The following is a 23,883-nucleotide window of genomic DNA, read 5'->3' as shown; positions in this document are numbered from 1 at the left end:
GGCTCCGGTCAGGCCGCCTCGGTCTCTCGCTCCGGCGATGCCGTGCGGGACGCGGGCTCGCTGGACGGGTAAGGCCAGCGCCAATGGGGGATGTCGGTGGGGATCGGCACCATCCGGATGCACTCGACCGGGCACGGCGGCAGACAGAGCTCGCAGCCCGTGCACTCGGCGGCGATGACGCCGTGGAGCTGCTTGGCGGCGCCGACAATGGCGTCGACCGGGCAGGCTTGCAGGCAAAGGGTGCAGCCGATGCAGGTCTCGGCGTCGATCACGGCGATCGAAGGCGGCTTCTCCTCGACCTCGAGTGCGGCAGGCTCGCGCCCGAGCAGATCCGCCAAGGCGAGCAGGGTGGCCTCACCGCCGGGGATGCACTTGTTGATCTCGTCCTCGCCGCGTGCCAGGGCCTCGGCATAGGGCCGGCATCCGGGATGGCCGCATTGGCCGCATTGGGTTTGCGGCAGGAGCGCATCGATCTGATCGGCGATCGGGTTGCCTTCCACGCGAAACCGAATGGCCGAATAGCCGAGCAGGAGTCCGAGGACGGCGGAGAGTCCGGTCATGGCGAGGATGGCGGTCAACATGGCGATCGTCCGCTCAGCTCGACACGAGCCCGGCGAAACCCATGAAGGCCAGTGACATCAGGCCCGCGGTGATCAGGGCGATGGCGCTGCCCTGGAAAGGCTCCGGGACATCGCCGACCGCGACGCGCTCGCGCACTGCGGCGAACAGCGTGAGCACGAGCGAGAAGCCGACCGCAGCACCGAAACCGTACAGCGTCGCCTCGACCAAGCTGCGCTCGGCCTGCAGGTTCAGCAAGGCGACACCGAGCACGGCGCAGTTGGTGGTGATGAGCGGTAAAAAGATCCCCAGCACCTGATAAAGCAGGGGGCTGGTCTTGCGCATGATCGTCTCGGTGAACTGCACCACGGCGGCGATCACAACGATAAAGGCGATGATCCGCAGATACTCGATGCCGAGCGGCACCAGCATGTATTCGTTCACCAGCCAGGAGGTCACGGAGGAGAGCGTCATCACGAAGGTCGTCGCCAGCCCCATGCCCGCGGCGGTCTCGAGCTTCTTCGAGACGCCCATGAAGGGGCAGAGTCCGAGAAACTTCACCAGCACGAAGTTGTTGACCAACACGGTGCCGATCAGGATGAGCGCGTATTCAGTCATGCTGTCTTTGGCTTCGGGGCGTGCGATGGGCGCGTGCTGAGCTGTCGGGGCGCGACACGGGTCGCGAAATGCTGCAAGCGCGAAATCGCCGAAGGATACGCCCCGGGGGCCGTTTGCTACAACACCGGGACTGAAGGGTTATGGGATCATGGCTACCGGATGCCAGCGGCAGGTTGTCCCGAGACGTGCGAGGCACAACCAACCGTCAGCGCGAGTTGTGCTTCCTGTCGTCAGCACAACCTACGGCCGGCGTTCAGCCTTCAGCCGCCGACGTCTGGCCTATTTCACCCGCATTCCGGGCTCGGCTCCCGCGTCGGGGCTCAAAATGAAGATGTCTTTGCCGCCGGGGCCGGCGGCCAACACCATGCCCTCGGAGACGCCGAAGCGCATCTTGCGCGGGGCGAGGTTGGCGACCATGACGGTTAATCGGCCTTCCAGGTCGCTCGGGGCGTAGGCCGAGCGGATGCCGGCGAAGACGGTGCGGGTCTCGCCGCCGAGATCCAGCTCGAGCCTTAGGAGCTTGTCGGCGCCCTCGACGAGAGCGGCCGAGCGGATGCGGGCGATGCGCAGATCGAGCTTGCCGAAGGTCTCGATGTCGATCGTCTCGGCGATCGGCTGTCCGCTCAGGTGCTTGCTAGCCTCATCCGCAGCTGCGGGCGGCGGTGCCGTCGTGCTCAGATCTTCTTTGGACGCCTCCAGCATGGCCTCGATGTGGGCCGGCTCGACGCGGGTCATCAAGGGTTTGAAGGGCGCGATCTCGTGGCCCAAGAGGGGCTCCGAGATCGCGGTCCAGGTGAGCGGCTCGATCCGCATGAAGGCTTCCGAATCGGCGGCGGTGCCCGGCAGGATCGGGCGCAGGTAGCCGATCAGGATGCGGAAGAGGTTGATGCCCATGGAGCAGACCGCGTGAAGGTCGGCCTCTCTGGACGGGTCTTTCGCGATCACCCAAGGCGCCTGCTCGTCGATGTATTGGTTGGCGCGGTCGGCCAGGGCCATGATCTCGCGCACGGCGCGGCTGAGCTCGCGTCGCTCATAGGCGACGGCGATGGATTCGCCGGCCTGCACGAAGTCGGCATGGAGCTGCGGATCGGCCAGGCTCGGCGAGAGTCTGCCCGCGAAACGTTTGGCGATGAACCCCGCGCTGCGGCTGGCGATGTTCACGACCTTGCCGACCAGATCCGAGTTTACGCGGGCGGTGAAGTCCTGGAGACTCAGATCGATGTCGTCGACGCCCGGCCCCAGCTTGGCCGCGAAGTAGTAGCGCAGATATTCGGGGTTGAGATGATCCAGATAGGTGCGGGCCTTGATGAAGGTCCCGCGCGACTTGGACATCTTCTGCCCGTCGACCGTCAAGAACCCATGTGCGAAGACTGCGGACGGCGTGCGGAAGTCCGCGCCGTGGAGCATCGCCGGCCAGAACAGGGCATGGAAGTAGATGATGTCCTTGCCGATGAAGTGATACAGCTCGGCGGCGGAGTCCTTGGCCCAGAACCGATCGAAAGCCAGTCCGGCGTCGCGTCCGCGGGGGCTGTCGCAAAGATGTTGGAAGCTCGCCATGTAACCGATCGGGGCGTCGAGCCAGACGTAGAAGAACTTGCCCGGATGGTCCGGGATCTCGAAGCCGAAGTAGGGCGCGTCGCGCGAGATGTCCCATTCCTGCAGGCCGGCATCGAACCACTCGTCGAGCTTGTTCGCGACCTGGGACTGCAGGCCGCCGCCGCGGGTCCAGTCGCGCAGCATCGGCTCGAAGTCGCCGAGGCGAAAGAAATAGTGGTCGGATTCGCGCTGCTCGGGCACGGCGCCCGAGACTGCCGAGCGCGGGTTCTTCAGCTCGTTCGGCGAATAACTCGCCCCGCACGCCTCGCAGTTGTCGCCGTACTGGTCCGGCGCACCGCACTTGGGACACTCGCCCTTGATGAAGCGATCGGGAAGGAACATCTGCTCGACCGGGTCGTAGGCCTGGGTGATGGTGCGCTTGCTGATATGGCCCTTGTCGCGGTTGCGTTCGTAGATGAGGTTGGCGAAGTGGCGGTTCTCATCCGAGTGCGTCGAGTGATAGTTGTCGAAACCCACCCGGAAGGCTGCGAAATCGGACCTGTGCTCCTCGGCGACCCGCGCGATCAGCGCCTCGGGCGTGATGCCGTCCTGGCGAGCGCGCAACATGATGGGCGTGCCGTGAGCGTCGTCCGCGCACACGTACCAGCAGGCGTGCCCGCGCATCTTCTGGAAACGCACCCAGATGTCGGTCTGGATATATTCGACCAGATGGCCGATGTGGATCGGCCCGTTGGCATAGGGCAATGCGCTGGTGACCAGAATCTCTCGGGGGCTGCCGCCCGGGATGTCGCGGGTTTGACTCATGGATGGGCTCAAGTGCATCGGCTTCAGGGTCTCGAACGATGCCCCAGTATCTCACGGCCCGTCCCGGTCCGGACAGCGCGGCCCCGCCCCGGGGCTTTCACGTCCGGACTTGATTTAAGGCATGTCCACACCCAAAGTCTGCGGGAACTTTTCCGACCTCGGGCGCATCATGCCGGCCCACAGAAAAGCATTTGTTCTACGTGCACCGGCAGCGCCGGGCGCATCCATCTATCCTGGAGTACCTCATGTCCGAACCCACGAAAGAAGCCGTTGAAGCCGCCATCAAGGGCTACAAGGAACCCCATCTCGGGCGCGATCTGGTGGCGGCGCATTCGATCAAGGGTATCGAGATCGAGGGTGCTCAGGTCCGCATCAAGGTCGTCTTGGGGTTCCCGGCAAAGACCATCTGCGCAGGCATTGCAAAGACGCTCGAAGAGGCGGTTCTGAAGGTCGACGGCGTAGAGATGGTGCAGGTCGAGGTGACCTGGGAGATCAAGTCCCACTCGGTTCAAAAGTCGCTCAAGCCGATCGACAACATCAAGAACATCATCGCCGTGGCCTCGGGTAAGGGCGGTGTCGGCAAGTCCACGACGGCGGTGAATCTTGCGCTGGCCCTGTCGGCCGAGGGCGCAAGTGTCGGCATCCTGGACGCCGATATCTACGGCCCGTCCCAGCCGCGCATGCTCGGGATCTCGGGCAAGCCCGATTCCAAGGACGGCACCAGCCTGGAGCCGATGACCAGCTATGATCTCCAGGCCATGTCGATCGGCTTCCTGATCGACGAAGAGACGCCGATGATCTGGCGTGGGCCGATGGTGACTCAGGCCCTCGAGCAGCTCCTCAACGACACCAACTGGTCGGATCTCGACTATTTGGTCATCGACCTGCCGCCGGGCACGGGCGATACCCAGTTGACCCTCGCGCAAAAGGTGCCGGTCTCGGGCGCCGTGATCGTCACCACCCCTCAGGACATCGCCTTGCTCGACGCGCGCAAAGGTCTGAAGATGTTTCAAAAGGTCGAGGTCCCGGTGCTCGGCATCGTCGAGAACATGAGCACCCACATTTGCTCGGCCTGCGGTCACGAAGAGCACATCTTCGGCGAGGGCGGCGGGCAGAAGATGTCCGAGCAGTACGGGATCGATCTCCTCGGCTCGCTTCCGCTGAACGGCCACATCCGCGAGGAGACCGACAACGGCAAACCGACCGTGGTCGCCCAGCCGGATTCGCGCGTTGCCGAGATCTATCGCGAGATCGCCCGCAAGACCGCTGCGAAGCTGTCGTTGCAAGCCAAGGATTATGCTTCGAAATTCCCGCGGATCGTGATACAGAATAACTAAACTGCGCCTTTTGGGGGATGCGAGGGCCGAGGTTGTTTCGGCCTCGTAGACTTCCTTGAGTCTCGTGCCGGGCGCAGTTTAGGATTTTTCACCACTTGATTGACGGGAGCTGCTTTGGTGGGACGCGGGCGTTCCGCGTTCCCCTGCCACCCTTGATTGTTTAGGCAGGCGGTCTTGCTGGTCCGGCTTGTTGTGCTCGGTTTCGCGGTGTAGCCTTCCCTGCTGTCCGCGCACACCGAGATTCCCAAGATGGCCATCAAGTCCGACCGTTGGATCCGCCGTATGGCCGAAGAAGGCGGCATGATCGATCCGTTCGAGCCGGTTCAGGTCCGCGAGGGCGAGCAGGGGCGGGTCATCTCCTACGGGACTTCCAGCTACGGCTACGACGTGCGGTGTGCCGACGAGTTCAAGATCTTCACCAACATCAACTCGGCCATCGTCGATCCCAAGAACTTCGACTCCAACGGCTTTGTCGATCTCAAGTCCGACGTCTGCATCATCCCTCCGAACTCGTTTGCCTTGGCCCGGACCGTCGAATATCTCCGGATTCCGCGCAACGTCCTCACGATTTGCCTCGGAAAAAGCACGTACGCGCGCTGCGGCATCATCGTCAACGTCACCCCGTTGGAGCCCGAGTGGGAGGGTCATGTGACTCTCGAGTTCTCCAACACCACGCCTCTGCCGGCGAAGATCTACGCGAACGAGGGCGTGGCGCAGATCCTCTTCTTCGAGTCCGACGAGGTCTGCGAGACTTCGTACAAGGACCGCGGCGGTAAATATCAGGGCCAACGCGGAGTGACCCTGCCCAAGTCTTGACGTCCGCTAAACCGCATCCAGAGCGAAATGCTGACTTTTGAGTGAGCTCGACGTTTGGTGCATCCACGGCCCTAAGCAGGGACGCGGTTTAAAATGATGTATTTTTTAGCATCCTAAACCGCGCCGGTTCCAGCGATCGTCAAGTCTGCCGGGGCCGATCCCATCCAACAACATTTCATATTGCGCCGGGCGCGGTTTAGCCGACGTCCTCTGTCTTCGGGTTTGGATCGACCGCCGGATCCGTCGTCCGATCGCGCCCCGGCTGCTCGATCACCTGCCTGTAGAACTGCAGCATCCGCTCCGCGAGGACGGGCGCCGACCACGACCGGGCGTGCTCGACCGCCGCGACGGCGAGTCGCGCACGCAGCGCAGGATCCGTGAGGAGCCGCACCGTCTTGTCGGCGAAGTCGGCCTCGTCGTCCTCCGCGATCAGCGATCCGCCGCCGCCCGCAAGAACTTCCTTGGTGCCCATCACGGCCGTCGAGACCACCGGCACGCCCAGCGCCATCGCCTCCAGGAGCACGAGCCCTTGGGTTTCCGTCTTCGAGGCGAAGACGAAGGCGTCCCCTGCGCAGTAGCAGTCTTCCAGTGAGCCGTCGCGCTCCAAATAACCCGTGAACAAGGTGTTGTCGGCGAGCCCGAGATGGTTCGCCAGGGCCTGAAGTCGACGGTGCGCCGGACCCTCGCCGGCGATCACCAGAAGGACATCCGGGACGCGCCTCTTGACGCGCACGAGCACCCGCAGGACGAAGTCGATGTTCTTCTCGAAGGCGAGGCGGCTGACATGGACCAAAACGGGCCGCCCGGGCGGGATGCCCCGAGCGTTTCGGAAGCGAGCGCCGTCGCCTTGGCTGAACTGGACGAGCTCGATCCCGGTCGGGATGACCGTCGCGGGCGTCTTGACCCCGTAGCCCTTCAGGACCTCGAGCATGGCGTGCGAGGGCACCGCCAGCGCATCGACATCGTTGCACTGGGCCGTCGAGAAGTCGCGTGCGAGCCGTTGCATCCAGGCGGTCGGGACGAACGGGACATAGTGATGGAGATACTGCTCGAAGAAGGTGTGGTAGCTCTCCACCACCGGGACATCCAGGCGCTTGGCGATGCCGAGGCCCAGATAGTGCGCGAAGAACGGCGTCTGGATGTGGACCAGATCGTATCCGCGGCTTGCCAGCATGCGATCGTGGCGACGGATCTCGCGAGGACGCAGCATGCGATCTTCGGGATCGATCACCAGATAGCGCGAGGGGATGCGCAGGATCTCGAATGGCTCGGGCGCGGACTCGCCACCGGCCGCCGAGTAGTCCGGCGCGATCAGGGTGACCTCATGTCCTTGCTCGACGAACTCCCGCGCAAACGTCTGAATCGACGTCGATACGCCCGTGATGCGAGGGAAGTAGACGTCGGAGATCATCAGGATGCGCATGACGATGGGCTTGCGGGCTGCCGGCAAATCGGCGAATCATACCCGCAGTCGTTCACTAAGCCCATCCAATGAAGGATTCATGACATGACTGATCTCACGAGCCGGCGGTCGCTTCGCGGACCGATGTTTTCGCTACTCGTCGGCGCTGCACTGACCGTCGGGCCGCTCGGGAGCGCCTTCGCCGCGGGGGCGCCCGTGCTCTGGGGCGCAGGCGTGAAGCCATGCTCCGATTTTCTGGCCATCGCACCGGTCGACCCGACCGCGCAGGCGATCGCCGGGGAGGGCTATCGCCGCTACCGGGAGTGGTTGTCGGGCCTCGTCACCGGGTTGAATCTCGCCACCGGGCGCGATGTGCTGCAAGGCGCCGAGCTCGACGCCGCCATGATCCGTATTCGGGCCAACTGCCAGCGTCATCCGAACGACGATTTCTTCAACGCCGCCATGCGTTTGGTCCGATCGCTGGACGAACCGAAGAAGAATTGATCGCGCGCCGTCATCGTATTGTCACATAAACTTCATACAATCGGCATGATGCAAGGTCACAATTTGGGCTCGCTTATCAACGCCCTTTCGGAGGTCTCATCATGAACAAAACGATCATCGCCGCAGCGGTCACGCTCGCAGCGGCCTCGCTGTCGACTCAGGCCATGGCCCGCGATTCCATCTGGATTGCCGGCTCCTCTACCGTCTTCCCCTTCTCCACCGCGGTTGCCGAGACCTTCGGGCGCGAGTCGTCCTTTGCCACGCCCAAGGTCGAGTCCTTGGGCACGGGCGGCGGCTTCAAGCTCTTCTGCTCGGGCGTCGGTGTCAACCAGTCCGACATCAGTAACGCCTCGCGTGCGATCAAGAAGTCCGAGTGGGATCAGTGTCAGGCCAACGGTGTGACCGAGATCACCGAGGTGAAGATCGGCTACGACGGCATCGCGATCGCGAACGCGAAGACCGGTGCCGCCCTCGATCTGACCCTCGGCGAGATCTGGCTGGCCCTGGCCAAAGACGTCCCGAACGAGGCTGGCGAGCTGGTCGCGAACCCCTACAAGAAGTGGACCGACATCAATAAGGATCTGCCCGACGTCGCGATCGAGGTCCTGGGTCCGCCGCCCACCTCCGGCACCCGCGATGCCTTCGTGGAGTTGGCGATGGAAGGCGGCTGCGACAGCTTCGATTCGGTGAAGGCGCTCAAGGATTCGGACAAGGATATGCACAAGGCAGTCTGTCACGGCATCCGTGAAGACGGCGCCTTCATCGAGGCCGGGGAGAACGACAACCTGATCGTCCAGAAGCTGATCGCCAACCCGAATGCGGTCGGGATCTTCGGCTTCAGTTTCCTTGATCAGAACACCGACACGCTGCAAGGCGCCAAGATCAGCGGTGTGGATCCGACCTTCGAGACCATCGGCGATGGCTCCTATCCGGTCTCGCGCTCGATCTACTTCTACGTCAAAAACGCCCATGTCGGCACCATTCCGGGCATCCAGGAATACGTGGCCGAATTCACCAACGACAAGGCGTGGGGTCCCGACGGCTATCTGGCCGACAAGGGTCTGATTGCGCTGCCTGACGACATGCGCGCCAGCGTGGCCAAGCAGGCCCAGGCGCTCAAGCCGATGGCCGCTCCGGCCAAGTAGGACCGGGAGGACCCGTTGCTCGGGTCCGACATACCCGACCGGTCAGCGGCCCTCCGGGCCGCTGACCTGTTTTCCGACCTTGCGCAGTCCTGCTTATGCACTCATCGACCCTTTTGATCATCGTGCTCGGCCTGATGTCCCTGGCCTATTACGTCGGGCGCAAGCGTGCTATTTCCACTGCCGGCGGCGCAGGTCGGATCAGCACGCTCCATTCACTCCCGACCTATTACGGGCTCTATGCGGCACTTTGGGCCGGAATCCCGGCGATCCTGCTGATGGGGCTCTGGACGGTCTTCCAGGACGAGATCCTGGTCGCTTTGGTCAAGGCCGAGCTGCCGGGGTCGATGCTCGAGGGGCTATCGCCCGGAGCCGTCGGGCTCTTGGTGAACGACATCAAGAACCTGGCCTCGGGCGCGATCGTCTCGCGTGTCGCGACCCCGGAGATGCAGGCCGCCGCAGATCGGTTCGTACTCTTCAATCAGATTGCGGTCTGGGCGATGTGGCTCGGCGTGTTGGCGCTTGCCGTGGGCGGGATGGCGTTCGCCTGGGCCAAGACCAAGCCGCAGATGCGCGCACGCAACCGCGTCGAGTCCATCTTCTTGGTCATCCTGGTGGTCTTCTCCTCGATCGCCATCTTGACGACCCTGGGGATCGTGCTCTCGGTCTTGTTCGAGTCCTTTCGGTTCTTCCAGGAGATCTCTCCGCTCGACTTCTTCTTCGGTACCCTCTGGAGCCCGCAGACGGCCCTGAGGGCCGACCAAGTCGGTGCCACGGGGGCCTTCGGGGCGGTGCCCCTCTTCACCGGAACCCTGATGGTGTCGACCATCGCCATGCTGGTGGCGGTCCCGATCGGCCTGATGTCGGCAATCTATCTCTCGGAATACGCGCCGCGTCGCGTTCGCTCTTGGGCCAAGCCGACGCTCGAGGTCTTGGCCGGGGTGCCGACCGTGGTTTACGGTTTCTTCGCCGCCTTGACCGTTGCACCCTTTATCCGTGAGCTCGGTATGTCCATGGGGCTGAACGTCGCCTCCGAGAGTGCGCTGGCTGCCGGTCTGGTCATGGGGGTCATGATTATCCCCTTTGTCTCGTCCTTGTCCGAGGACGTGATCAATGCGGTCCCTCAGGCGATGCGGGACGGCTCCTACGCGCTCGGCGCGACCCAGTCGGAGACGATTCGCCGGGTGGTCATCCCGGCGGCCTTGCCCGGCATCGTCGGCGGCGTCCTTTTGGCCGTCTCCCGCGCCATCGGCGAGACCATGATCGTGGTGATGGCGGCGGGGCTCGCCGCCAATCTAACCGCGAATCCGCTCGACAGCGTCACCACGGTGACCGTTCAGATCGTGACCCTGCTCACCGGCGACCAGGAGTTCGACAGCGCCAAGACCATGGCGGCCTTTGCCCTGGGTCTGACCCTCTTCGTGGTGACCTTGGCACTCAACGTGATCGCGCTGCACATCGTGCGTAAGTATCGAGAACAGTATGAGTAAACGCCACGCGGCCGGTGCGCCGCCCAAACGCACCATCGACATCGTGAATGCGAGCCTGAAGCGGCGGTATGCCCGCGAGCGGCGATTCCGTCTGGTCGGTCTCGTCGCGGTGATTCTGGGGCTGACCTTCGTCGGCTTGCTGTTCGCCGACATCATCGCGAAAGGTCACACGGCCTTTGTCCAGACCTACATCCAGCTCCCGGTGACCTTCGAGGCGGAGACGCTCGACCCCACGGGGGCGCGATCCCGAGACCTTGGCGCGAGCCAATTATCAGGCCGTGATTCGGGATGCGTTGCGCAACGAGTTTCCGAATGTGACCGAACGGCGCGCGACCCGAGCGCTTGCATCCATGATCAGCGTGGGGGCGCCCTCGCATCTGCGTGACATGGTCCTGGCCAATCCGGATCTGATCGGAACCACCCGAGAGGTCTGGCTGCTTGCCGATGACGACATCGACATGCTGATGAAGGGGCATATCGACCGGAACCTTCCCGAGAGCGAGCGCCGCGTCAAGGATCAGGCGGTCGGCTGGGTCGAGCAGCTCGAGTCGCAGGGACGTATCGAGAAGCGCTTCAATACCATCTTCTTTACGAGTGGCACGTCGCGCGAGCCCGAGCTGGCCGGCATCGCGGGGGCGTTGATGGGTTCCTTCTACACCCTGGTGTTGACCCTCCTCATCTCCTTCCCGATCGGTGTCGGCGCAGCCCTGTATCTCGAGGAGTTCGCGCCCAAGAATCGCTGGACCGATCTGATCGAGGTCAACATCAACAACCTGGCGGCTGTGCCCTCGATCGTCTTCGGGCTGCTCGGGCTCGCCGTCTTCATCGCCATCTTCGGCGTGCCACGCTCGACACCCTTGGTCGCGGCGCTCGTGCTGTCGCTGATGACTCTACCGACCATCATCATCGCCAGTCGGGCGGCCCTCAAATCGGTTCCCCCGTCGATCCGGGAGGCAGCCTTGGGGGTCGGTGCCTCGCCGTTGCAGACGCAGATGCACCATGTGTTGCCCCTGGCGATGCCCGGCATGTTGACCGGGACCATCATCGGGATGGCCCAAGCATTGGGCGAGACGGCGCCGCTGCTGATGATCGGCATGATTGCCTTCATCGTGGACATTCCGAGTGGCTTCACCTCGCCGTCCACGGTGCTGCCGGTTCAGATCTTCCTCTGGGCGGACAGTCCGGAACGCGCCTTCGTCGAGCGGACCTCCGCGGCCATCATGGTGCTGCTGGCCTTCCTGATCCTGATGAATCTGGGCGCTGTCCTGCTGCGGCGCCGGTTCGAGCGGCGCTGGTGAGTGCGTCTCGCAAAATACGACTAAACCGCGTCTCACCGGGATCGAGGACATCTCCGAAGCCAAACGCAACATGAAAACGACGCATGTCGCTCTGGACGCGGTTTAGGTGCCGACGTCCATGAGCGTTGGGTATACACTTGAGGTCAGTCATGAGCACTACGGTTGATGAAATGAGTCGACGCACCGGCGCGATGAGCTCGGCGGAGTTGGCCGGCGATCGCGAGTCGCGTGAGACGGTCGGTGATGTCACGTGCGCCAATCCGAGAATGGTTTGTCGCGATGTCGATGTGTTCTACGGGAGCACGCAGGCGATCAAGGGCGTCAGCCTGGATATCGGCAAGAACGAGGTCGTCTCCATGATCGGCCCGTCGGGCTGCGGGAAATCGACCTTTCTGCGTTGCCTGAACCGGATGAACGACACCATCGACGGCTGTCGCGTCACCGGGTCCATCCAACTCGATGGCCAGGACATCTACGACAAGGGGCTTGACCCGGTGCCGCTGCGCGCGCAGGTCGGGATGGTGTTCCAGAAGCCCAACCCCTTCCCCAAGTCGATCTACGAGAACGTCGCTTACGGGCCTCGGATCCACGGCCTCACCAACTCCAAGGCGGAGCTCGACGAGGTGATCGAGGAGAGCCTGCAAAAGGCCGGCCTCTGGAACGAGGTCAAAGACCGACTCGACCAGCCCGGCACGGGTTTGTCGGGAGGCCAGCAGCAACGTCTCTGCATCGCCAGGACCATCGCGGTCTCCCCTGAGGTGATCCTGATGGATGAGCCTTGCTCGGCGCTGGATCCGATCGCGACCGCCATCATCGAGGAGCTGATCGACGAGTTGCGGGCCAACTACAGCATCGCCATCGTCACCCACTCGATGCAGCAGGCCGCGCGCGTCTCGCAACGCACCGCTTATTTCCATCTCGGGGACCTGATCGAGGTCGGCGAGACCAATCAGGTCTTCACCAACCCCAAGCACAGGTTGACCGAGGACTATATTACCGGTCGGTTCGGCTGATGGTCGGGGACAAGGCCGCGCGTGCAGGCGACATCGCGGGCGGTCACACGGTACGCCGTTACGACCAAGATCTCGCGAAGTTGCGCGGGATCATTCTCGACATGGGTCAGCGGGTGATCGAGCAGACTCAAGCCTCCGTCGCATCGGTTGTGGACGGCGAGGAGACCCAAGCCTACCGTGTACTCGATCGCGAGCCCCAGATCGACTACCTCTCGCTGGACGCGGACGAGGAGATCTTCCGGGTCATCGCCCGCCGTCAGCCAACCGCCGTGGATCTGCGCATCGTGCTCGCGCTCTCCCGGATCGCCGGCGACGTCGAGCGGGCCGGGGACAAGGCGGTGCGCATTGCCCGTCAAGCGCTGGTCCTGCGCGAAATCGGCATCGGCCAAGGCGGCATCCCCTCGGATGTGCTCAAGGATCTGCTCCGTAAGCTCGACGATCATGCCTGTTGCATGTTCGAGCGCAGCATCCAGGCCGTCGCCGGCTTCGACGTGGAGCTCGCGCTCGGCGTCTTCGAAGACGAGCCGCGACTCTTCGACGCCTCCGACGAAGCGCGCGACTTACTCGGCCAGGAGGACCTCGCCGGATTTACGCCGCGCCAGATCGTCTGTCTCTTGACCAGTGCCCATGCACTCGAGCGCATCGGCAACCACGCCTCCAACATCGCCGAGCAGGTCATCTACGTGGCCGTCGGCAAGGACATCCGCTACCGCAATCGCGAGATCCTGATCGAGACCCTGCGCCGCGACCCCAAATTCTCCGCTTGATCGATTTGCTCGCCCGCTCCGATGTGGGTCCGCCCTCAGCGCCGAGCTATGGCCACGAATCGCTCGAGATCGTCGGCCAGATCTGGGCTCGCCGAGTCTTGCAAAGCTGTCGCGAATCCGATCATGACGCCCTGCTCGCGCCGATTCATGACTAGATCGCCTCCGGCGACCGCAGTCTCCAGGGCCGGGCGTAGGTCTTGAAGCAGAGCCAATGCACGAGCGCGCAGCCGCCGATCGCCCATGAGGATCCGCGTTACCTCGGCGGCATGGCGATAATAGCGTTCGCGAATCCAGGCGCCGTCCGACAGTGTAGGAAGGACCTGATCACGCACGCCACGTAGAAGGCTCAGCCAGTTCGCGGTATCCGATTGATCTGCGACGAGCAATTCGGAGGGGCAGGGCTCGGGATCGCTGCCTGGGTCGAGCCATTCTGCGACTTGGGAAAAGTAGTTGGCGAAGGCCCCATCGACCGTTGCATTGCTGGCGGCATCACAGACATCGCCCAGGTTCGTTCCACATTTCCCGAAGAGTTGACCGACGACCTGTGCCTCCTGATTCATCACGGGCGAACCGCTACTTCCACCCTCGATTGCCCCGACTTGATCGCGGCTGTAGATGAAGGCACCGCGCGGGAGTCCGCGGCAGGTGCCCGCGGTTGTGCTGACAACATGGGTCGAGTACGCCTGAGGCGATCCCTTCGGATGACTCAGTCGATAGAGCGCCGACTCCGAGGTATTCGCAACGGGGCTGGTCGACCAGCCTAGGAAGGCAGCGCCCGCGAGGGGATCCTGAGTCAACCGAAGCAGTGTGTGATCGTCTGTCGCCGAGGTGTGCAGGAGGGTTGCGCCAAGCGTCGTCGGGGTGTTGGGCCACACGCAGGCGCCGCCGCAGGTGGCGGTTTGGTAATTGAAACGGGTCTCGACGGTCGAGGCAACAGTCTGAGTGGAAATACAATGGTTCGCGGTCAGAAAATAGGGGATCTGGGTCGATGTGTCCGTATCGTTTAAGAGCCCGCCCGTGCAGATATAGCCGCTTCCACCTTGGATGAAGAGCATGTTGGCGATTGCCTTGCGCGCGACCTCGATCATGGCCCAATCGCTTGTGTCGTAGCAGGAACCGTCTTCGACGCAGCTTGCGTTGATCGGGCAAAATGCCAGCGCCTGGGAATCGATCAGCAGAGCCTCCTCGATGCGAAACCGGATCGACCGGATGCCGGCATCCCGGACTCGTGGCGCTTCAATCTGCAGAAAGATCGCGTCGCCGTCGATCGAGTGCGTCCAGAGCGACTCGGCCACGCCATGGTAGGGTCCACGCACATCGCCGTTTGCGTTGTAGAGCGTGAGGCTGGCCCCCGCCGGAAGACGCAGATTCTTGAGATGCATGCGCGCGCCGCCGGAATCGCCGGTATCGAGACGCATTGCCCAAACCAGGCCGCCTGTTTCCGTGCGTCTGACAAATCCGCCCGAGAAAGGTTTGACGTCGTCGGTCAGAGACGCCGCGTGCAGGGCGTCGAATCCAACCTCGAGGGCGACGGGTCGCACGACCCCTACCTGATATGGTTTGCCGGGGCCGCCATCGGCATTGGACCTGGCGATCTGCCGGCGGTCCTCTGCCGTCAGTTCCAAAAGCACGCCGGGCGTGTGCGGCAGGTCGCCGATGGATGCAAGCAGTGCCTTGAAGCGAACCGCTTGGTCCTGTCGCCAAGTATCGAGATCCTGGCCCCCCGACTTGAATTCCGGATCGACCGCGACGTCGGCCGCCGCGAGCGAAGCGCCGACGAGTAAGCCCAAGGCCAGGAAACCAACCAGTCGGTTGAAACGAGAAATGCTCATGTGATTCAGGACCTCTCGGTGTGTTGGGATGAAGGACGACTCGGGGCGCGCAGTCGGTCCCTTTAGGCCCTCGGCGGGTCGGCTCCCCCATCATTCGGTACTTCTGCTGCTTCTCGTGCTGCGTGGATAGCCTGCGCAGAGCTGAACCGTCTTGCTGGTGCGTACAGATCCATCCTGAATCCGGGGAATACTGCCGCCACGCAGGCTCCAGTTTATACCGCGCACACCGTGCTTTCCAAAAAACACGTGCGCACGGAGTCGCTTCGTCCGCACCCTAAAGATCGGACGGCGAGCGAGCACTTGGTGCCGGAAGACTCGCCCTCTGCCCGTGAGCAACGGAACTCGTGACAGGCTATGATTTCAACTGTTGACCTCAGGCATTTTCGCTGCGAAACGATAAGGTGACGACGGGGCAGCTGCGATGGTGAAGTTTGGGCTCGCCCAGCCTCCTTGGTTCCCGCCGTCGTTGCAGTGTTCTGCAGTGAGGCCCGGCGACGATACCTTCGGGTCGGTGTTCTCGCGGTTACAGTTCAAGGCTGGCTTCATCGACCCCGCTGACGCGGGTGACGCGTTCGTTCATCTCTCGTTCAGCTCGCCTTCGCTAGGATTGTGCCCAGGATCGATAAAGCCGAAGGACGACCATTAGGGAAATCGCACTGTTCGCCAGCGTACGGAACTTGCGCAAACTTCCGCCTAATCTGGCACCTGGAGGCGATGCGTCAGATCGGCACGACAGTCATGGACGTTAAGCAGATTTCTCTTTCCATCCACCCAGGCCAGAACGTCTGAAGGATACACACATGAGCAATCAAAGACACATGATGAAACACCTTCCTTCTTGTTGCGGTTCGGAGAGTCCCATGAAGACATCGAGCAAAGTTACCCGCGTGATCGTCGGCGCCATCGCAATGGTCGCCTTGAGCACCGGCGTCCAGGCCGACCGGGAGCGCAGTGGAACCTGGTCGACGGATCGAGGCGCATCCGGAACCTACTCGGGCCAGTCGGAGCGCTCAGGCAACAGCGTCAATCGTAATCAATCCGTCACCACTGAGGGCGGCAGAACCTTCTCGCGCTCGAGCCAAACCGAATTCGACCGCCAGACCGGCGAGGTGAATAGTACGGTAACCGGCCCCGGCGGACGGACGCGGACCTCGACCGGCACCGTTGATCGGGAGGAAGGGACACTAAATCGAACCATCACGGGCCAAAGTGGGCGTTCAGTCGATGCTACGACATCCGTCGACCGGGAAAACAAGTCGGTCGGAACCACCTATAGCACCCAGAACGGCAAATCCGTCTCGACAGACACAAGCCGCAACGAGGGTGGCGGTCGGTCCACCACGGTGACCGGCCCGCGTGGCGATCAGCGGACGATCCAGAGCACGACAAGCGTCGATCGGGACGCAGGCACGGCGACGCGCACCATGACCGGTCCGGGTGGCCGCAGCGGCTCGGTGACGATCAACCCCGGCGACTGATTAATCGCAGGCGGTTTTCGGTATCGAGCCGAGACCGGGTTCGCGTCAACGTCAATCATCGCGGCCCCCGGACGTCTCGCCGGGGGCCGGGTTTCTGCCGTTCCGGCAGAACGGGCGGACAGCATCGAAGCTCCGAAGGATGCCCTACAGCGTTCAAGCGGGATCCCGCGCATCCCATGGGCCGCGGTCAGCTCAACCCCCGGCGGTTTTCCCGGATATCCTCAGAGGAAAATGTCCATGAGCCAATCCGGTTACTTCCTGTTTATCCTGGGGCTATCCCTAGTCGGCCCCGAGGTCCTCGCGAATGAGCCAGGCCCTGTTGATATCACGCGGGGAACTCGCCTGACTCAATCGGGCGATCGCATCGACTATCTGCTCCTCATCCCGAGCGAGGACGCGCAACCGCTGAGTTTGCCCTTACCCGCACTCGTCCTTACGCACGGCTTCGCGCGCGATTACGGGCGTCATCTCGACTCGGCGATCGCCTATGCCTCCGCGGGGATCATCATCATGCTGCCCAATCTCGTCGCGTCGGATGAGCGCCCCATCGTGGGACGCCGCGAGGTCGAGAACACGGCCGATCATGTACGCTGGCTTATTGCTCGGGCCGAGGATCCCACCGATGCTTTGCATGGGATACTGGACCCAGGCCGCATCGCGTTAGCCGGACACAGCGCAGGAGGCGCCATCAGTTTCGAGGCAGCCGTCGCGCTTCAGAGCTCCGGCATCTTCCCGGCCGCTCTCGTCATGCTCGATGCGGTGCCCTATCCGCGCACACTTTGCGCGGCCGCACGCCTAAGGCCGCTGCCGCTGATGAGTCTGCGTTCGGAACCGAGCGGCTGCAACGCGAATGGCTCGGTCGCGCTACTGGAATCCGCTCTCGACTTTTCGATCGAATCGGTCCTGATCAGCGCAGCGACCCATTGCGACCCGGAATCGCCGACTGACGTGGTTTGCGAGCTCGCCTGCGGGGGTGGCTCCGAGCCCGCCCGCGCCACCTATCGCGAGCAAACCGAAACCTTCCTCCGCAACAGCTTCGGTCTCAGTCCACGGGATGATTGAGGCGAAGATGGCCGATCATGAGCTCGTCGAAACGTACCTGAGCCTCGTCGTTCACGAGCGCCCCCCCGGGCGAGATCTGAATCAGATTTGCCGAGGCATTCAACGCGAGAAAGGCCTCGCCTTCCCTTGGCGGAGTGAAGGCATTCTCGACGCCCCAGATCAGGAGGACGGGAGATTGGATGTCGGCGAAATCATCGCGTACGTCGAGCCCGAGATTGCTTGTCAAGAAAGAGGCGGCGGCATAGATCGAATCCGGGTTTCGTGTGTATTGCAGGTAGTCGTTGATCGTCTCGGTATCGCAAAACGACGGATCAACATACAGAGAGCTGCGGCAGAAGGATCGGATGGATAGCCTGGAGCCTAAGGCTGCATAGGCGGTTTGTCCTGCTTTTCCGGAGACGACACGCTCCCAGAGAGCTTCGTTGGCCGAGCCCGGCTCGGTCGTGAAGCTCTCCGCGCCGACGGGTGCATTCAGCACCAGTGCCGTGACTTGCTCGGGGTAGTCGGCCGCCACGGCGATCGCGTAGGTCCCGCCCAGAGAATGTGCCACGAGTGCCGCGGGCTCGACGACGACCTCGGTCAGAAAGGCGCCGAGCATGTCGACATAGTTGGCCCCGGTGAAGCGGCGCTGCGGGCCGATCGATCGTCCCCAGCCGGTCAGGTCGATCGAATAGACGCGATATCCTGTTTGGACGAGCGCGTCGATCTGATAGCGCGTCTGGGCGGAGGACGCCCCTGCGCCGATCCCGTGGATTTGGACCACGGGCGGACCGGCGCCGTCGACGCGATAGGCGATCGCTTCGTCATCGAAATCCCAGGTCGCCCACTGTGCCTCTCCGGCTGGAAGGACACTGGCCCAAGGCGCTAGAATTATCACCAGCAACAGTTTCTGAAACGATTTCATACACGTGACTCCATAGTTCGTAACTTAGGAAAACTCGGGCGTCGCCGATGCCGCCGACTACGCTCGCGGACAAGATCGGGTCATGGCGGGTCCATTTCGAGCTGTAGGATGCGGCCGCCGAGATAACTCGAAATGTTTCGCGAAGACTCCGGATGTTTCTTACGGGGCACGAAAGCGTCACGCGGCCGCCGGCGGAGGGTTGTCTTTTGGAGAGTGGCGGCCGACAATCAGGCGTATCGCGTTTAGCGAGCTAAGACTTCATTGGAGCCTAACAACTGGAGACGTCGCATGGCGAACGAGGGCTACCACGAGCCGACCGAAGAACTGTCCGACGAGACCCGGGATATGCACCGGGCCATCATCTCGCTGATGGAGGAGCTCGAGGCGGTCGACTGGTACAACCAGCGGGTCGACGTCTGCAAGGACGAGGACCTGAAGGCGATCCTGGCGCATAATCGCGACGAGGAAAAGGAGCATGCGGCGATGGTGCTCGAATGGATTCGCCGTAAGGATCCGGCCTTCGACAAGGAGCTGAAGGACTATCTCTTTACCGAGAAACAGATTGCCCATCACTAACTGAACCGCGTCCGTGGGTTCATGCCCGGGCTGCGTGAGCCGTCTGATCGACGCCATCACGACTCTTGGCATCGACGCGGTTCAGGTGAAAACAGCGAACGTTTTTCTACAGTGAAAGCGCTTGGCGTCTTGAGCCGCGCCTGCTCAAACCTTTGGGGAGCCATGTGAAGCGCCACACTTACTCGAACTGTCCATATCGTGCCCGGAGCGGTTCAATATGAGCCGCGCCAAGCTCGATGCCGAATCGATCGCGAGGGCGCTCTCGGAGCTCAACGCGTCCGCTCCGGCTCCTTGGAGCTTGCTCGACGGAAAGCTCCATAAGAGTTTTGAATTCAAGGACTTCGTCGAGGCATTCGGCTTCATGAGTCGGGTCGCGCTGGTGGCCGAGTCGATGGATCATCACCCCGAGTGGAGCAACGTCTACAACAGTGTCGTGGTCGATCTCTCGACCCACGACGCGGGCGGGATCACGGAGCTGGATTTCACGCTGGCGAGTCGGATCGAAGGCTTGAGCGGTTAGGCGCCCCGCGGCCCCGTGCCCATCCTGAGCCTCGCCTGGAAGAGCCTCCTCAATCGCCGCGGTACGGCAATGCTCACCGTCATCTCGATCGGCCTGAGCGTCGCGCTGCTGGTCGGCGTGGAGCGTCTACGTACCGAGACGCGTGCGAGCTTCGCCAACACCATCTCGGGCACCGACCTGATCGTCGGGGCGCGGACCGGACCGGTTCAGCTGCTGCTCTACGCGGTCTTCCGGATCGGCCATGCCACCAACAACATCTCCTGGGAGTCCTACCTGGACATCGCGGCCCACCCGCGCGTCGCCTGGTCTATCCCGATCTCTCTGGGTGACTCGCACCGCGGATACCCCGTCCTCGGCACCGTCTCGGCCTATTTCGATCATTACCGATACGGTCGCGGTCGCGCGCTCGTCCTGGCCGAGGGTGTGCCTTTTTCCGACCTCTACGACGCGGTGCTCGGGGCCGATGTGGCGAAGGCGCTGGGTTACGGCTTGGGCGATTCCATCGTGATTGCGCACGGCGCCTCGGATGTCGCCTTTGCGCGTCACGACGACCATCCATTCCGCGTTGCAGGGATCCTCGCGCCGACCGGTACCCCGGTCGATCGCACGGTGCATGTGAGCCTGGAAGGTATCGAGGCGATCCATGTCGGCTGGGAGGGCGGAGCGCCCTTGCCGGGCCGGGTCGTCGACGCCGATGCCGCGCGTGCCATGGACCTTGCACCCAAAGCCATCACCGCGGCCTTGGTGGGTCTCACCTCGCGGATCTCGACCTTCCAGGTGCAGCGCTTCGTCAACGACTACCGACAGGAACCCCTGATGGCCATCCTGCCCGGCGTAGCACTCGCCGAGCTGTGGGGTCTGATCGCGGTCGGCGAGCGGGCCTTGCTGCTGGTCTCGGGATTCGTGGTCGTCGTGGGTCTCTTCGGTCTCTTGACTGCGCTGCTGACGAGTCTCGGCGAGCGCAGGCGCGAGATGGCGATCCTGCGCTCGGTCGGCGCCCGTCCGGGCCACGTCTTCGCGCTGATCCTGGGCGAGGCTCTCGCATTGACCCTGCTCGGCATCCTCGTCGGCCTGGGGCTTCTTTACGGGGCGCTGCTGGTGGCCCAGCCGCTGATCTTGTCGGCGATGGGGATCTTCGTCGCTGTCGGAACCCTCTCGGCTCATGAGATGATGTTGCTGGCGCTGGTCCTCGCCGCCGGATTCCTGGTCGGCCTGATCCCCGCGTATCGCGCGTATCGGCTGTCTTTGGCGGACGGGCTGTCGATTCGGGTGTGAGTGATCGAGCCATGTGTTCAAGGCTTGCGGCGTAAGGGGTTAATCCTTGATAATCAAGACGATGAAGCTATTTGCGAGTCTGTTCCCGGTCATCCTCGCCCTATCGCTCATGGGTTGCGGTGAAGAATCGGCCGGGCCCGCATCCGCGACTTCCAGCGCGATACCGGCCGAGGAAATCGATTGGGATCGCTTGATCCCGGTCGAGTGGCAGCCCGAGACCCTGCTCGAAGACTTCGACCTCGATGCGCTCGATGAGATGGACGACGAAGATCCGCGAGCCTTGGAGCTGATGGACAAGCTCATGGCCCTCTGGGCCGATGCTCCGGTCGTGGAAGAGCTGGACGGGCTGCGGGTAAGGCTTCCCGGCTTCGTCGTACCCTTGGAGCTGGATGCGCGCAAGATGTCCGAGTTTCTCTTGGTACCCTATTACGGCGCCTGCATCCATGTTCCGCCACCGCCCGCGAATCAGACGATTCATGTCGTTGCGCCCGAGGGCCGCGAGTATGTCGGCGAGCTGTTCGATACCGTTTGGGTCACGGGGACGCTTCGCGTGATCTCCACCAGCAGCGACCTTGCCGAAGCCGGCTATCGGATCGACGTGACCGAGATCGAGCCCTACGACGGCGAGGTGGAGCCTCTTTAAACTGCGCCCGTTATGACATGCGCCGTGTTCGTCATGGCTCGGTCTCTCATGAATCAATGAACCTTTCAGCAGGCGCAGTTTAAGTCTTTCAATTGTTCTAAACCGCGTCGACTCCAACGTTGTTGGTGTTCTCGAAAGGGCGGGTGGATCGAAGCATCATCATGTACCGCGGACGCGGTTTAACTTGGATTCGGCCGAGTGCCCCCACATCCCCGAAGTGTCGGGCAGAACGACGATCTATGCGCCCGTCACCGATAGGTGCTCCGGATCCGGGGCGCCGGTGCAGCACCGGAGACGACCTTGGATACCGACATACTCACCCGTATCGAGATCAGCAAGGAATATCTTAATTTCAGCGCCGGCCATTTCACCATCTTCTCCGCGACCGAGCGGGAGAACCTGCATGGCCACAATTTTCGGATTCGCTGCAATGTCACGGCGCCGGTCGGCGCGGACGGTATGGCGTTCGATTACGTCATGCTCAAGCGGGTGCTCAAGTCGCTTTGCGATGAGCTCGACGAGCGCCTGCTGCTGCCGGAGCGGTCGCCGCATCTGAGGATCGAGCATGGTGACGGAATGGTCGTCGCTTGGTTCGGCGAGGAGCGCCTGGCCTTCCTCGAGCGCGACGTGCTGCTCCTGCCCATTCGAAACGTGACGATCGAAGAGCTGGCCGAGCTGCTGCTGGCGCGGCTGCGTGCGCGATCCGAGCTGGCGTGTCGGGATCTGCGCGCCATCGAGCTGGGTGTCTCGTCGGGTGCAGGACAATGGGCCTTTTCGTCTTGGGGTACACCATGAATCTACTTGTCGTCACCGGTGCGAGTGCGGGGATCGGTCGCGCCATCGCGACCCGTTTTCTGTTGGAGGGCAGCGTCGTCGTCAATCTCTCTCGCCGTCCCTGCACGGAGCGTGGGGTGGAGAACCTGACATGCGATTTAGCTCAGCCGGACGCGATCGATCGGATCGCCGTCCCGCTTAAAGCCTGGTTGGCCGATGCCGAGCGCATCTGTTTGGTCCACAACGCCTCGGTCATGCGTCGCGACAGCATCGACGCCTTGCCGAGCGAGGATCTGCGCGCCGTGCTCGAGCTCAATCTGGTCGCCGCCAACGCCCTGAACCAGTTGGCCCTGCCGCACATGGGTGTCGGGTCGAGCATCATCTACATCGGCTCGACCCTGGCGGAGAAGGCGGTTCCCGGCGTGGCGAGCTACGTGATCGCCAAGCATGCCCTGGCCGGGATGATGCGTTCGACTTGCCAAGATCTTGCCGGGTGCGGGATCCACACCTGCATGATCTGCCCCGGCTTCACGGATACCGAGCAAATCCGTGCCATGATCGGCGGCGATCCGGACACCCTTGCCGCCGTGACCGGCATGTCGGCGTTCGATCGGCTGATCGAGCCGGAAGAGATTGCCGACACCGTGGCCTTCGCGGCCCATGCCCCGGTGCTGAACGGGGCGCTCATCCACGCCAATCTCGGGCAGCGCGAGCGATGACCGCCACGACGCCGCGCATCGTCTGCATCAGCGGCGGGACATCCGGGATCGGAGAAGGGCTCGTCGCCGCCTTCATCGAGGCCGGCGATCGGGTCGTGACCTGCGGGCGGGATCCGGAGAAGGTCGCCGCGCTTGCGCAGCAGTGGGGTCAGACAATCGACGCGGGTGTCTTGCGTCTGCGGGTAGGCGACGTGACGGATGCGGACTTCCGCGAGCGACTCGTCGCCGAGATTCGCGACACGGATGGGCGTCTGGACGTCTTAGTGAACAATGCCGGCGTGATCTTGAGCCAAGGTGATCTCGAGGAGACGGTCGAGGCCTGGCGGACGACCCTGGAGGTCAACCTGATCGCGCCCTTTGCGCTGACGCAAGGCTTTCTCGGTTTGCTCGAGCACAGCGCCGCCCCGGTCGTCATCAACATGTCGTCGGCCTGTGCGCAGCACCCCTTCGAGACCTGCACCTCCACGAGCTACTCGGCGAGCAAGGCGGGTCTGGAGATGTTGACGCGGCGGTTGGCGATGGCACTCGGCGCGCGCGGCATTCGGGTGAATGCTGTGGCTCCGGGTGTCGTGGAATCACCGATGTGGGGCGGTGCGACCGATCTGATCGCCTCGACCGTGAAGCGCCGTCATCGCTTACGCCAAGAGGCCGTAGAGCCGGGCGACGTGGCCCGTGCCGTGCTCTTTCTCGCGTCCGAGGACGCGCGCCGAATCACCGGTGCCTGCCTCAATGTCGACGCGGGTTATGCGCTCGGTTGAACCGAGAAGGGCCGTCATCAAGCTTAGCCGCCAAGC

General features: G+C 63.0%; 22 protein-coding genes and 1 pseudogene. 17 read left to right on the top strand and 6 right to left on the bottom strand.

Annotated features, from left to right (window positions below; genetic code table 11):
• Window positions 1–8 precede the first annotated feature (8 nt).
• From rsxB to metG, 3 genes are all read right to left on the bottom strand, one after another.
• Window positions 9–581 carry an electron transport complex subunit RsxB gene (gene rsxB / locus KFB96_RS14185; protein WP_213457827.1) on the bottom strand — a complete coding sequence of 191 codons (573 nt, stop codon included), beginning with the start codon at window positions 579–581 and terminating at the stop codon, window positions 9–11.
• A gap of 13 nt (window positions 582–594) precedes the next feature.
• Window positions 595–1,176, bottom strand: a complete 582-nt coding sequence (rsxA, locus tag KFB96_RS14180) for an electron transport complex subunit RsxA (RefSeq protein ID WP_007191813.1) — start codon at window positions 1,174–1,176, stop codon at window positions 595–597.
• Between the two features lie 279 nt (window positions 1,177–1,455).
• The gene (gene metG, locus KFB96_RS14175; protein WP_213457828.1) at window positions 1,456–3,537 is read right to left on the bottom strand and encodes a methionine--tRNA ligase; all 2,082 of its coding nucleotides are present in this window, start codon (window positions 3,535–3,537) and stop codon (window positions 1,456–1,458) included.
• A 245-nt stretch (window positions 3,538–3,782) separates the two neighbouring features.
• Between metG and apbC the strand changes: the two genes are divergently transcribed.
• Both apbC and dcd read left to right on the top strand, forming a co-directional pair.
• The gene (gene apbC, locus KFB96_RS14170; protein ID WP_213457829.1) at window positions 3,783–4,874 is read left to right on the top strand and encodes an iron-sulfur cluster carrier protein ApbC; all 1,092 of its coding nucleotides are present in this window, start codon (window positions 3,783–3,785) and stop codon (window positions 4,872–4,874) included.
• A 249-nt stretch (window positions 4,875–5,123) separates the two neighbouring features.
• The gene (gene dcd / locus KFB96_RS14165) at window positions 5,124–5,690 is read left to right on the top strand and encodes a dCTP deaminase (RefSeq protein WP_007191816.1); all 567 of its coding nucleotides are present in this window, start codon (window positions 5,124–5,126) and stop codon (window positions 5,688–5,690) included.
• A 196-nt stretch (window positions 5,691–5,886) separates the two neighbouring features.
• Here the strand turns inward: dcd and KFB96_RS14160 are convergent, their stop codons facing one another.
• A complete protein-coding gene (locus KFB96_RS14160) occupies window positions 5,887–7,113 on the bottom strand; it encodes a glycosyltransferase (RefSeq protein WP_213458231.1) in 1,227 nt (408 codons plus the stop codon).
• 84 nt (window positions 7,114–7,197) lie between these two features.
• Between KFB96_RS14160 and KFB96_RS14155 the strand changes: the two genes are divergently transcribed.
• From KFB96_RS14155 to phoU, 6 genes and pseudogenes are all read left to right on the top strand, one after another.
• Window positions 7,198–7,596, top strand: coding sequence for a hypothetical protein (locus KFB96_RS14155; RefSeq protein ID WP_213457830.1), 399 nt, complete (start codon window positions 7,198–7,200; stop codon window positions 7,594–7,596).
• A 101-nt stretch (window positions 7,597–7,697) separates the two neighbouring features.
• The gene (locus KFB96_RS14150; protein WP_213457831.1) at window positions 7,698–8,741 is read left to right on the top strand and encodes a PstS family phosphate ABC transporter substrate-binding protein; all 1,044 of its coding nucleotides are present in this window, start codon (window positions 7,698–7,700) and stop codon (window positions 8,739–8,741) included.
• A 95-nt stretch (window positions 8,742–8,836) separates the two neighbouring features.
• Entirely contained in the window at window positions 8,837–10,228 is a 1,392-nt protein-coding gene (gene pstC, locus KFB96_RS14145) for a phosphate ABC transporter permease subunit PstC (RefSeq protein ID WP_213457832.1), read from the top strand.
• A pseudogene (pstA, locus tag KFB96_RS14140) lies at window positions 10,221–11,526 on the top strand (phosphate ABC transporter permease PstA). Before pstC ends, pstA begins: the two are co-directional and overlap by 8 nt.
• Before the next feature lie 149 nt (window positions 11,527–11,675).
• Window positions 11,676–12,539, top strand: coding sequence for a phosphate ABC transporter ATP-binding protein PstB (gene pstB / locus KFB96_RS14135; protein WP_213457834.1), 864 nt, complete (start codon window positions 11,676–11,678; stop codon window positions 12,537–12,539).
• Complete coding sequence (phoU, locus tag KFB96_RS14130; RefSeq protein ID WP_213457835.1) at window positions 12,539–13,306, top strand: phosphate signaling complex protein PhoU; 768 nt, start codon at window positions 12,539–12,541, stop codon at window positions 13,304–13,306. The genes pstB and phoU overlap by 1 nt, the downstream gene beginning before the upstream one ends.
• Window positions 13,307–13,341: 35 nt before the next feature.
• Here the strand turns inward: phoU and KFB96_RS14125 are convergent, their stop codons facing one another.
• The gene (locus KFB96_RS14125) at window positions 13,342–15,138 is read right to left on the bottom strand and encodes a serine protease (RefSeq protein ID WP_213457836.1); all 1,797 of its coding nucleotides are present in this window, start codon (window positions 15,136–15,138) and stop codon (window positions 13,342–13,344) included.
• A gap of 887 nt (window positions 15,139–16,025) precedes the next feature.
• Between KFB96_RS14125 and KFB96_RS14120 the strand changes: the two genes are divergently transcribed.
• Together KFB96_RS14120 and KFB96_RS14115 are read left to right on the top strand one after the other, a co-directional pair.
• Entirely contained in the window at window positions 16,026–16,616 is a 591-nt protein-coding gene (locus tag KFB96_RS14120; protein ID WP_213457837.1) for a hypothetical protein, read from the top strand.
• Between the two features lie 237 nt (window positions 16,617–16,853).
• Complete coding sequence (locus tag KFB96_RS14115) at window positions 16,854–17,678, top strand: S9 family peptidase (protein ID WP_213457838.1); 825 nt, start codon at window positions 16,854–16,856, stop codon at window positions 17,676–17,678.
• On the opposite strand, the gene KFB96_RS14110 is transcribed toward KFB96_RS14115, so the two are convergent.
• Window positions 17,659–18,582 (bottom strand): alpha/beta hydrolase, encoded by a 924-nt coding sequence (locus KFB96_RS14110; RefSeq protein WP_213457839.1) that lies wholly within the window; start codon window positions 18,580–18,582, stop codon window positions 17,659–17,661. The two genes, KFB96_RS14115 and KFB96_RS14110, sit on opposite strands and share 20 nt — an antisense overlap.
• A 288-nt stretch (window positions 18,583–18,870) precedes the next feature.
• Between KFB96_RS14110 and KFB96_RS14105 the strand changes: the two genes are divergently transcribed.
• The 7 genes from KFB96_RS14105 to KFB96_RS14075 all read left to right on the top strand — a co-directional run bounded on the left by KFB96_RS14105 (window position 18,871) and on the right by KFB96_RS14075 (window position 23,847).
• Entirely contained in the window at window positions 18,871–19,158 is a 288-nt protein-coding gene (locus KFB96_RS14105; RefSeq protein WP_213457840.1) for an encapsulin-associated ferritin-like protein, read from the top strand.
• Window positions 19,159–19,375: 217 nt separating this feature from the next.
• Window positions 19,376–19,678, top strand: a complete 303-nt coding sequence (locus KFB96_RS14100) for a 4a-hydroxytetrahydrobiopterin dehydratase (RefSeq protein ID WP_213457841.1) — start codon at window positions 19,376–19,378, stop codon at window positions 19,676–19,678.
• Window positions 19,679–19,693: 15 nt separating this feature from the next.
• A complete protein-coding gene (locus KFB96_RS14095) occupies window positions 19,694–20,953 on the top strand; it encodes an ABC transporter permease (RefSeq protein WP_213457842.1) in 1,260 nt (419 codons plus the stop codon).
• Window positions 20,954–21,014: 61 nt separating this feature from the next.
• Window positions 21,015–21,596 (top strand): DUF3299 domain-containing protein, encoded by a 582-nt coding sequence (locus KFB96_RS14090; RefSeq protein WP_213457843.1) that lies wholly within the window; start codon window positions 21,015–21,017, stop codon window positions 21,594–21,596.
• A gap of 300 nt (window positions 21,597–21,896) precedes the next feature.
• On the top strand, window positions 21,897–22,391 hold the full coding sequence (locus tag KFB96_RS14085) for a 6-carboxytetrahydropterin synthase (protein ID WP_213457844.1): 495 nt from the start codon (window positions 21,897–21,899) through the stop codon (window positions 22,389–22,391).
• Entirely contained in the window at window positions 22,388–23,089 is a 702-nt protein-coding gene (locus tag KFB96_RS14080; protein ID WP_213457845.1) for an SDR family NAD(P)-dependent oxidoreductase, read from the top strand. The genes KFB96_RS14085 and KFB96_RS14080 overlap by 4 nt, the downstream gene beginning before the upstream one ends.
• A complete protein-coding gene (locus KFB96_RS14075) occupies window positions 23,086–23,847 on the top strand; it encodes an SDR family NAD(P)-dependent oxidoreductase (RefSeq protein ID WP_213457846.1) in 762 nt (253 codons plus the stop codon). Before KFB96_RS14080 ends, KFB96_RS14075 begins: the two co-directional genes overlap by 4 nt.
• Window positions 23,848–23,883 lie beyond the last annotated feature (36 nt).

Origin of the sequence: Thiocapsa sp. (assembly GCF_018399035.1) — a bacterium.
Taxonomy (GTDB): Bacteria; Pseudomonadota; Gammaproteobacteria; order Chromatiales; family Chromatiaceae; genus Thiocapsa.
The sequence above is the reverse complement of the archived record's forward strand: the minus strand, read 5'-3'. Positions and strand labels throughout refer to the sequence as shown.

Coding starts and splice junctions, on each gene's coding strand:
- KFB96_RS14105 (WP_213457840.1), top strand. CDS start 18,871: ATGGCGAACGAGGGCTACCACGAGCCGACCGAAGAACTGTCCGACGAG.
- KFB96_RS14080 (WP_213457845.1), top strand. CDS start 22,388: ATGAATCTACTTGTCGTCACCGGTGCGAGTGCGGGGATCGGTCGCGCC.
- apbC (WP_213457829.1), top strand. CDS start 3,783: ATGTCCGAACCCACGAAAGAAGCCGTTGAAGCCGCCATCAAGGGCTAC.
- KFB96_RS14115 (WP_213457838.1), top strand. CDS start 16,854: ATGAGCCAATCCGGTTACTTCCTGTTTATCCTGGGGCTATCCCTAGTC.
- KFB96_RS14125 (WP_213457836.1), bottom strand. CDS start 15,138: ATGAGCATTTCTCGTTTCAACCGACTGGTTGGTTTCCTGGCCTTGGGC.
- rsxB (WP_213457827.1), bottom strand. CDS start 581: ATGTTGACCGCCATCCTCGCCATGACCGGACTCTCCGCCGTCCTCGGA.
- KFB96_RS14155 (WP_213457830.1), top strand. CDS start 7,198: ATGACTGATCTCACGAGCCGGCGGTCGCTTCGCGGACCGATGTTTTCG.
- dcd (WP_007191816.1), top strand. CDS start 5,124: ATGGCCATCAAGTCCGACCGTTGGATCCGCCGTATGGCCGAAGAAGGC.
- pstC (WP_213457832.1), top strand. CDS start 8,837: ATGCACTCATCGACCCTTTTGATCATCGTGCTCGGCCTGATGTCCCTG.
- rsxA (WP_007191813.1), bottom strand. CDS start 1,176: ATGACTGAATACGCGCTCATCCTGATCGGCACCGTGTTGGTCAACAAC.
- KFB96_RS14160 (WP_213458231.1), bottom strand. CDS start 7,113: ATGCGCATCCTGATGATCTCCGACGTCTACTTCCCTCGCATCACGGGC.
- KFB96_RS14150 (WP_213457831.1), top strand. CDS start 7,698: ATGAACAAAACGATCATCGCCGCAGCGGTCACGCTCGCAGCGGCCTCG.
- KFB96_RS14075 (WP_213457846.1), top strand. CDS start 23,086: ATGACCGCCACGACGCCGCGCATCGTCTGCATCAGCGGCGGGACATCC.
- KFB96_RS14110 (WP_213457839.1), bottom strand. CDS start 18,582: ATGAAATCGTTTCAGAAACTGTTGCTGGTGATAATTCTAGCGCCTTGG.
- KFB96_RS14100 (WP_213457841.1), top strand. CDS start 19,376: ATGAGCCGCGCCAAGCTCGATGCCGAATCGATCGCGAGGGCGCTCTCG.
- phoU (WP_213457835.1), top strand. CDS start 12,539: ATGGTCGGGGACAAGGCCGCGCGTGCAGGCGACATCGCGGGCGGTCAC.
- KFB96_RS14090 (WP_213457843.1), top strand. CDS start 21,015: ATGAAGCTATTTGCGAGTCTGTTCCCGGTCATCCTCGCCCTATCGCTC.
- pstB (WP_213457834.1), top strand. CDS start 11,676: ATGAGCACTACGGTTGATGAAATGAGTCGACGCACCGGCGCGATGAGC.
- metG (WP_213457828.1), bottom strand. CDS start 3,537: ATGAGTCAAACCCGCGACATCCCGGGCGGCAGCCCCCGAGAGATTCTG.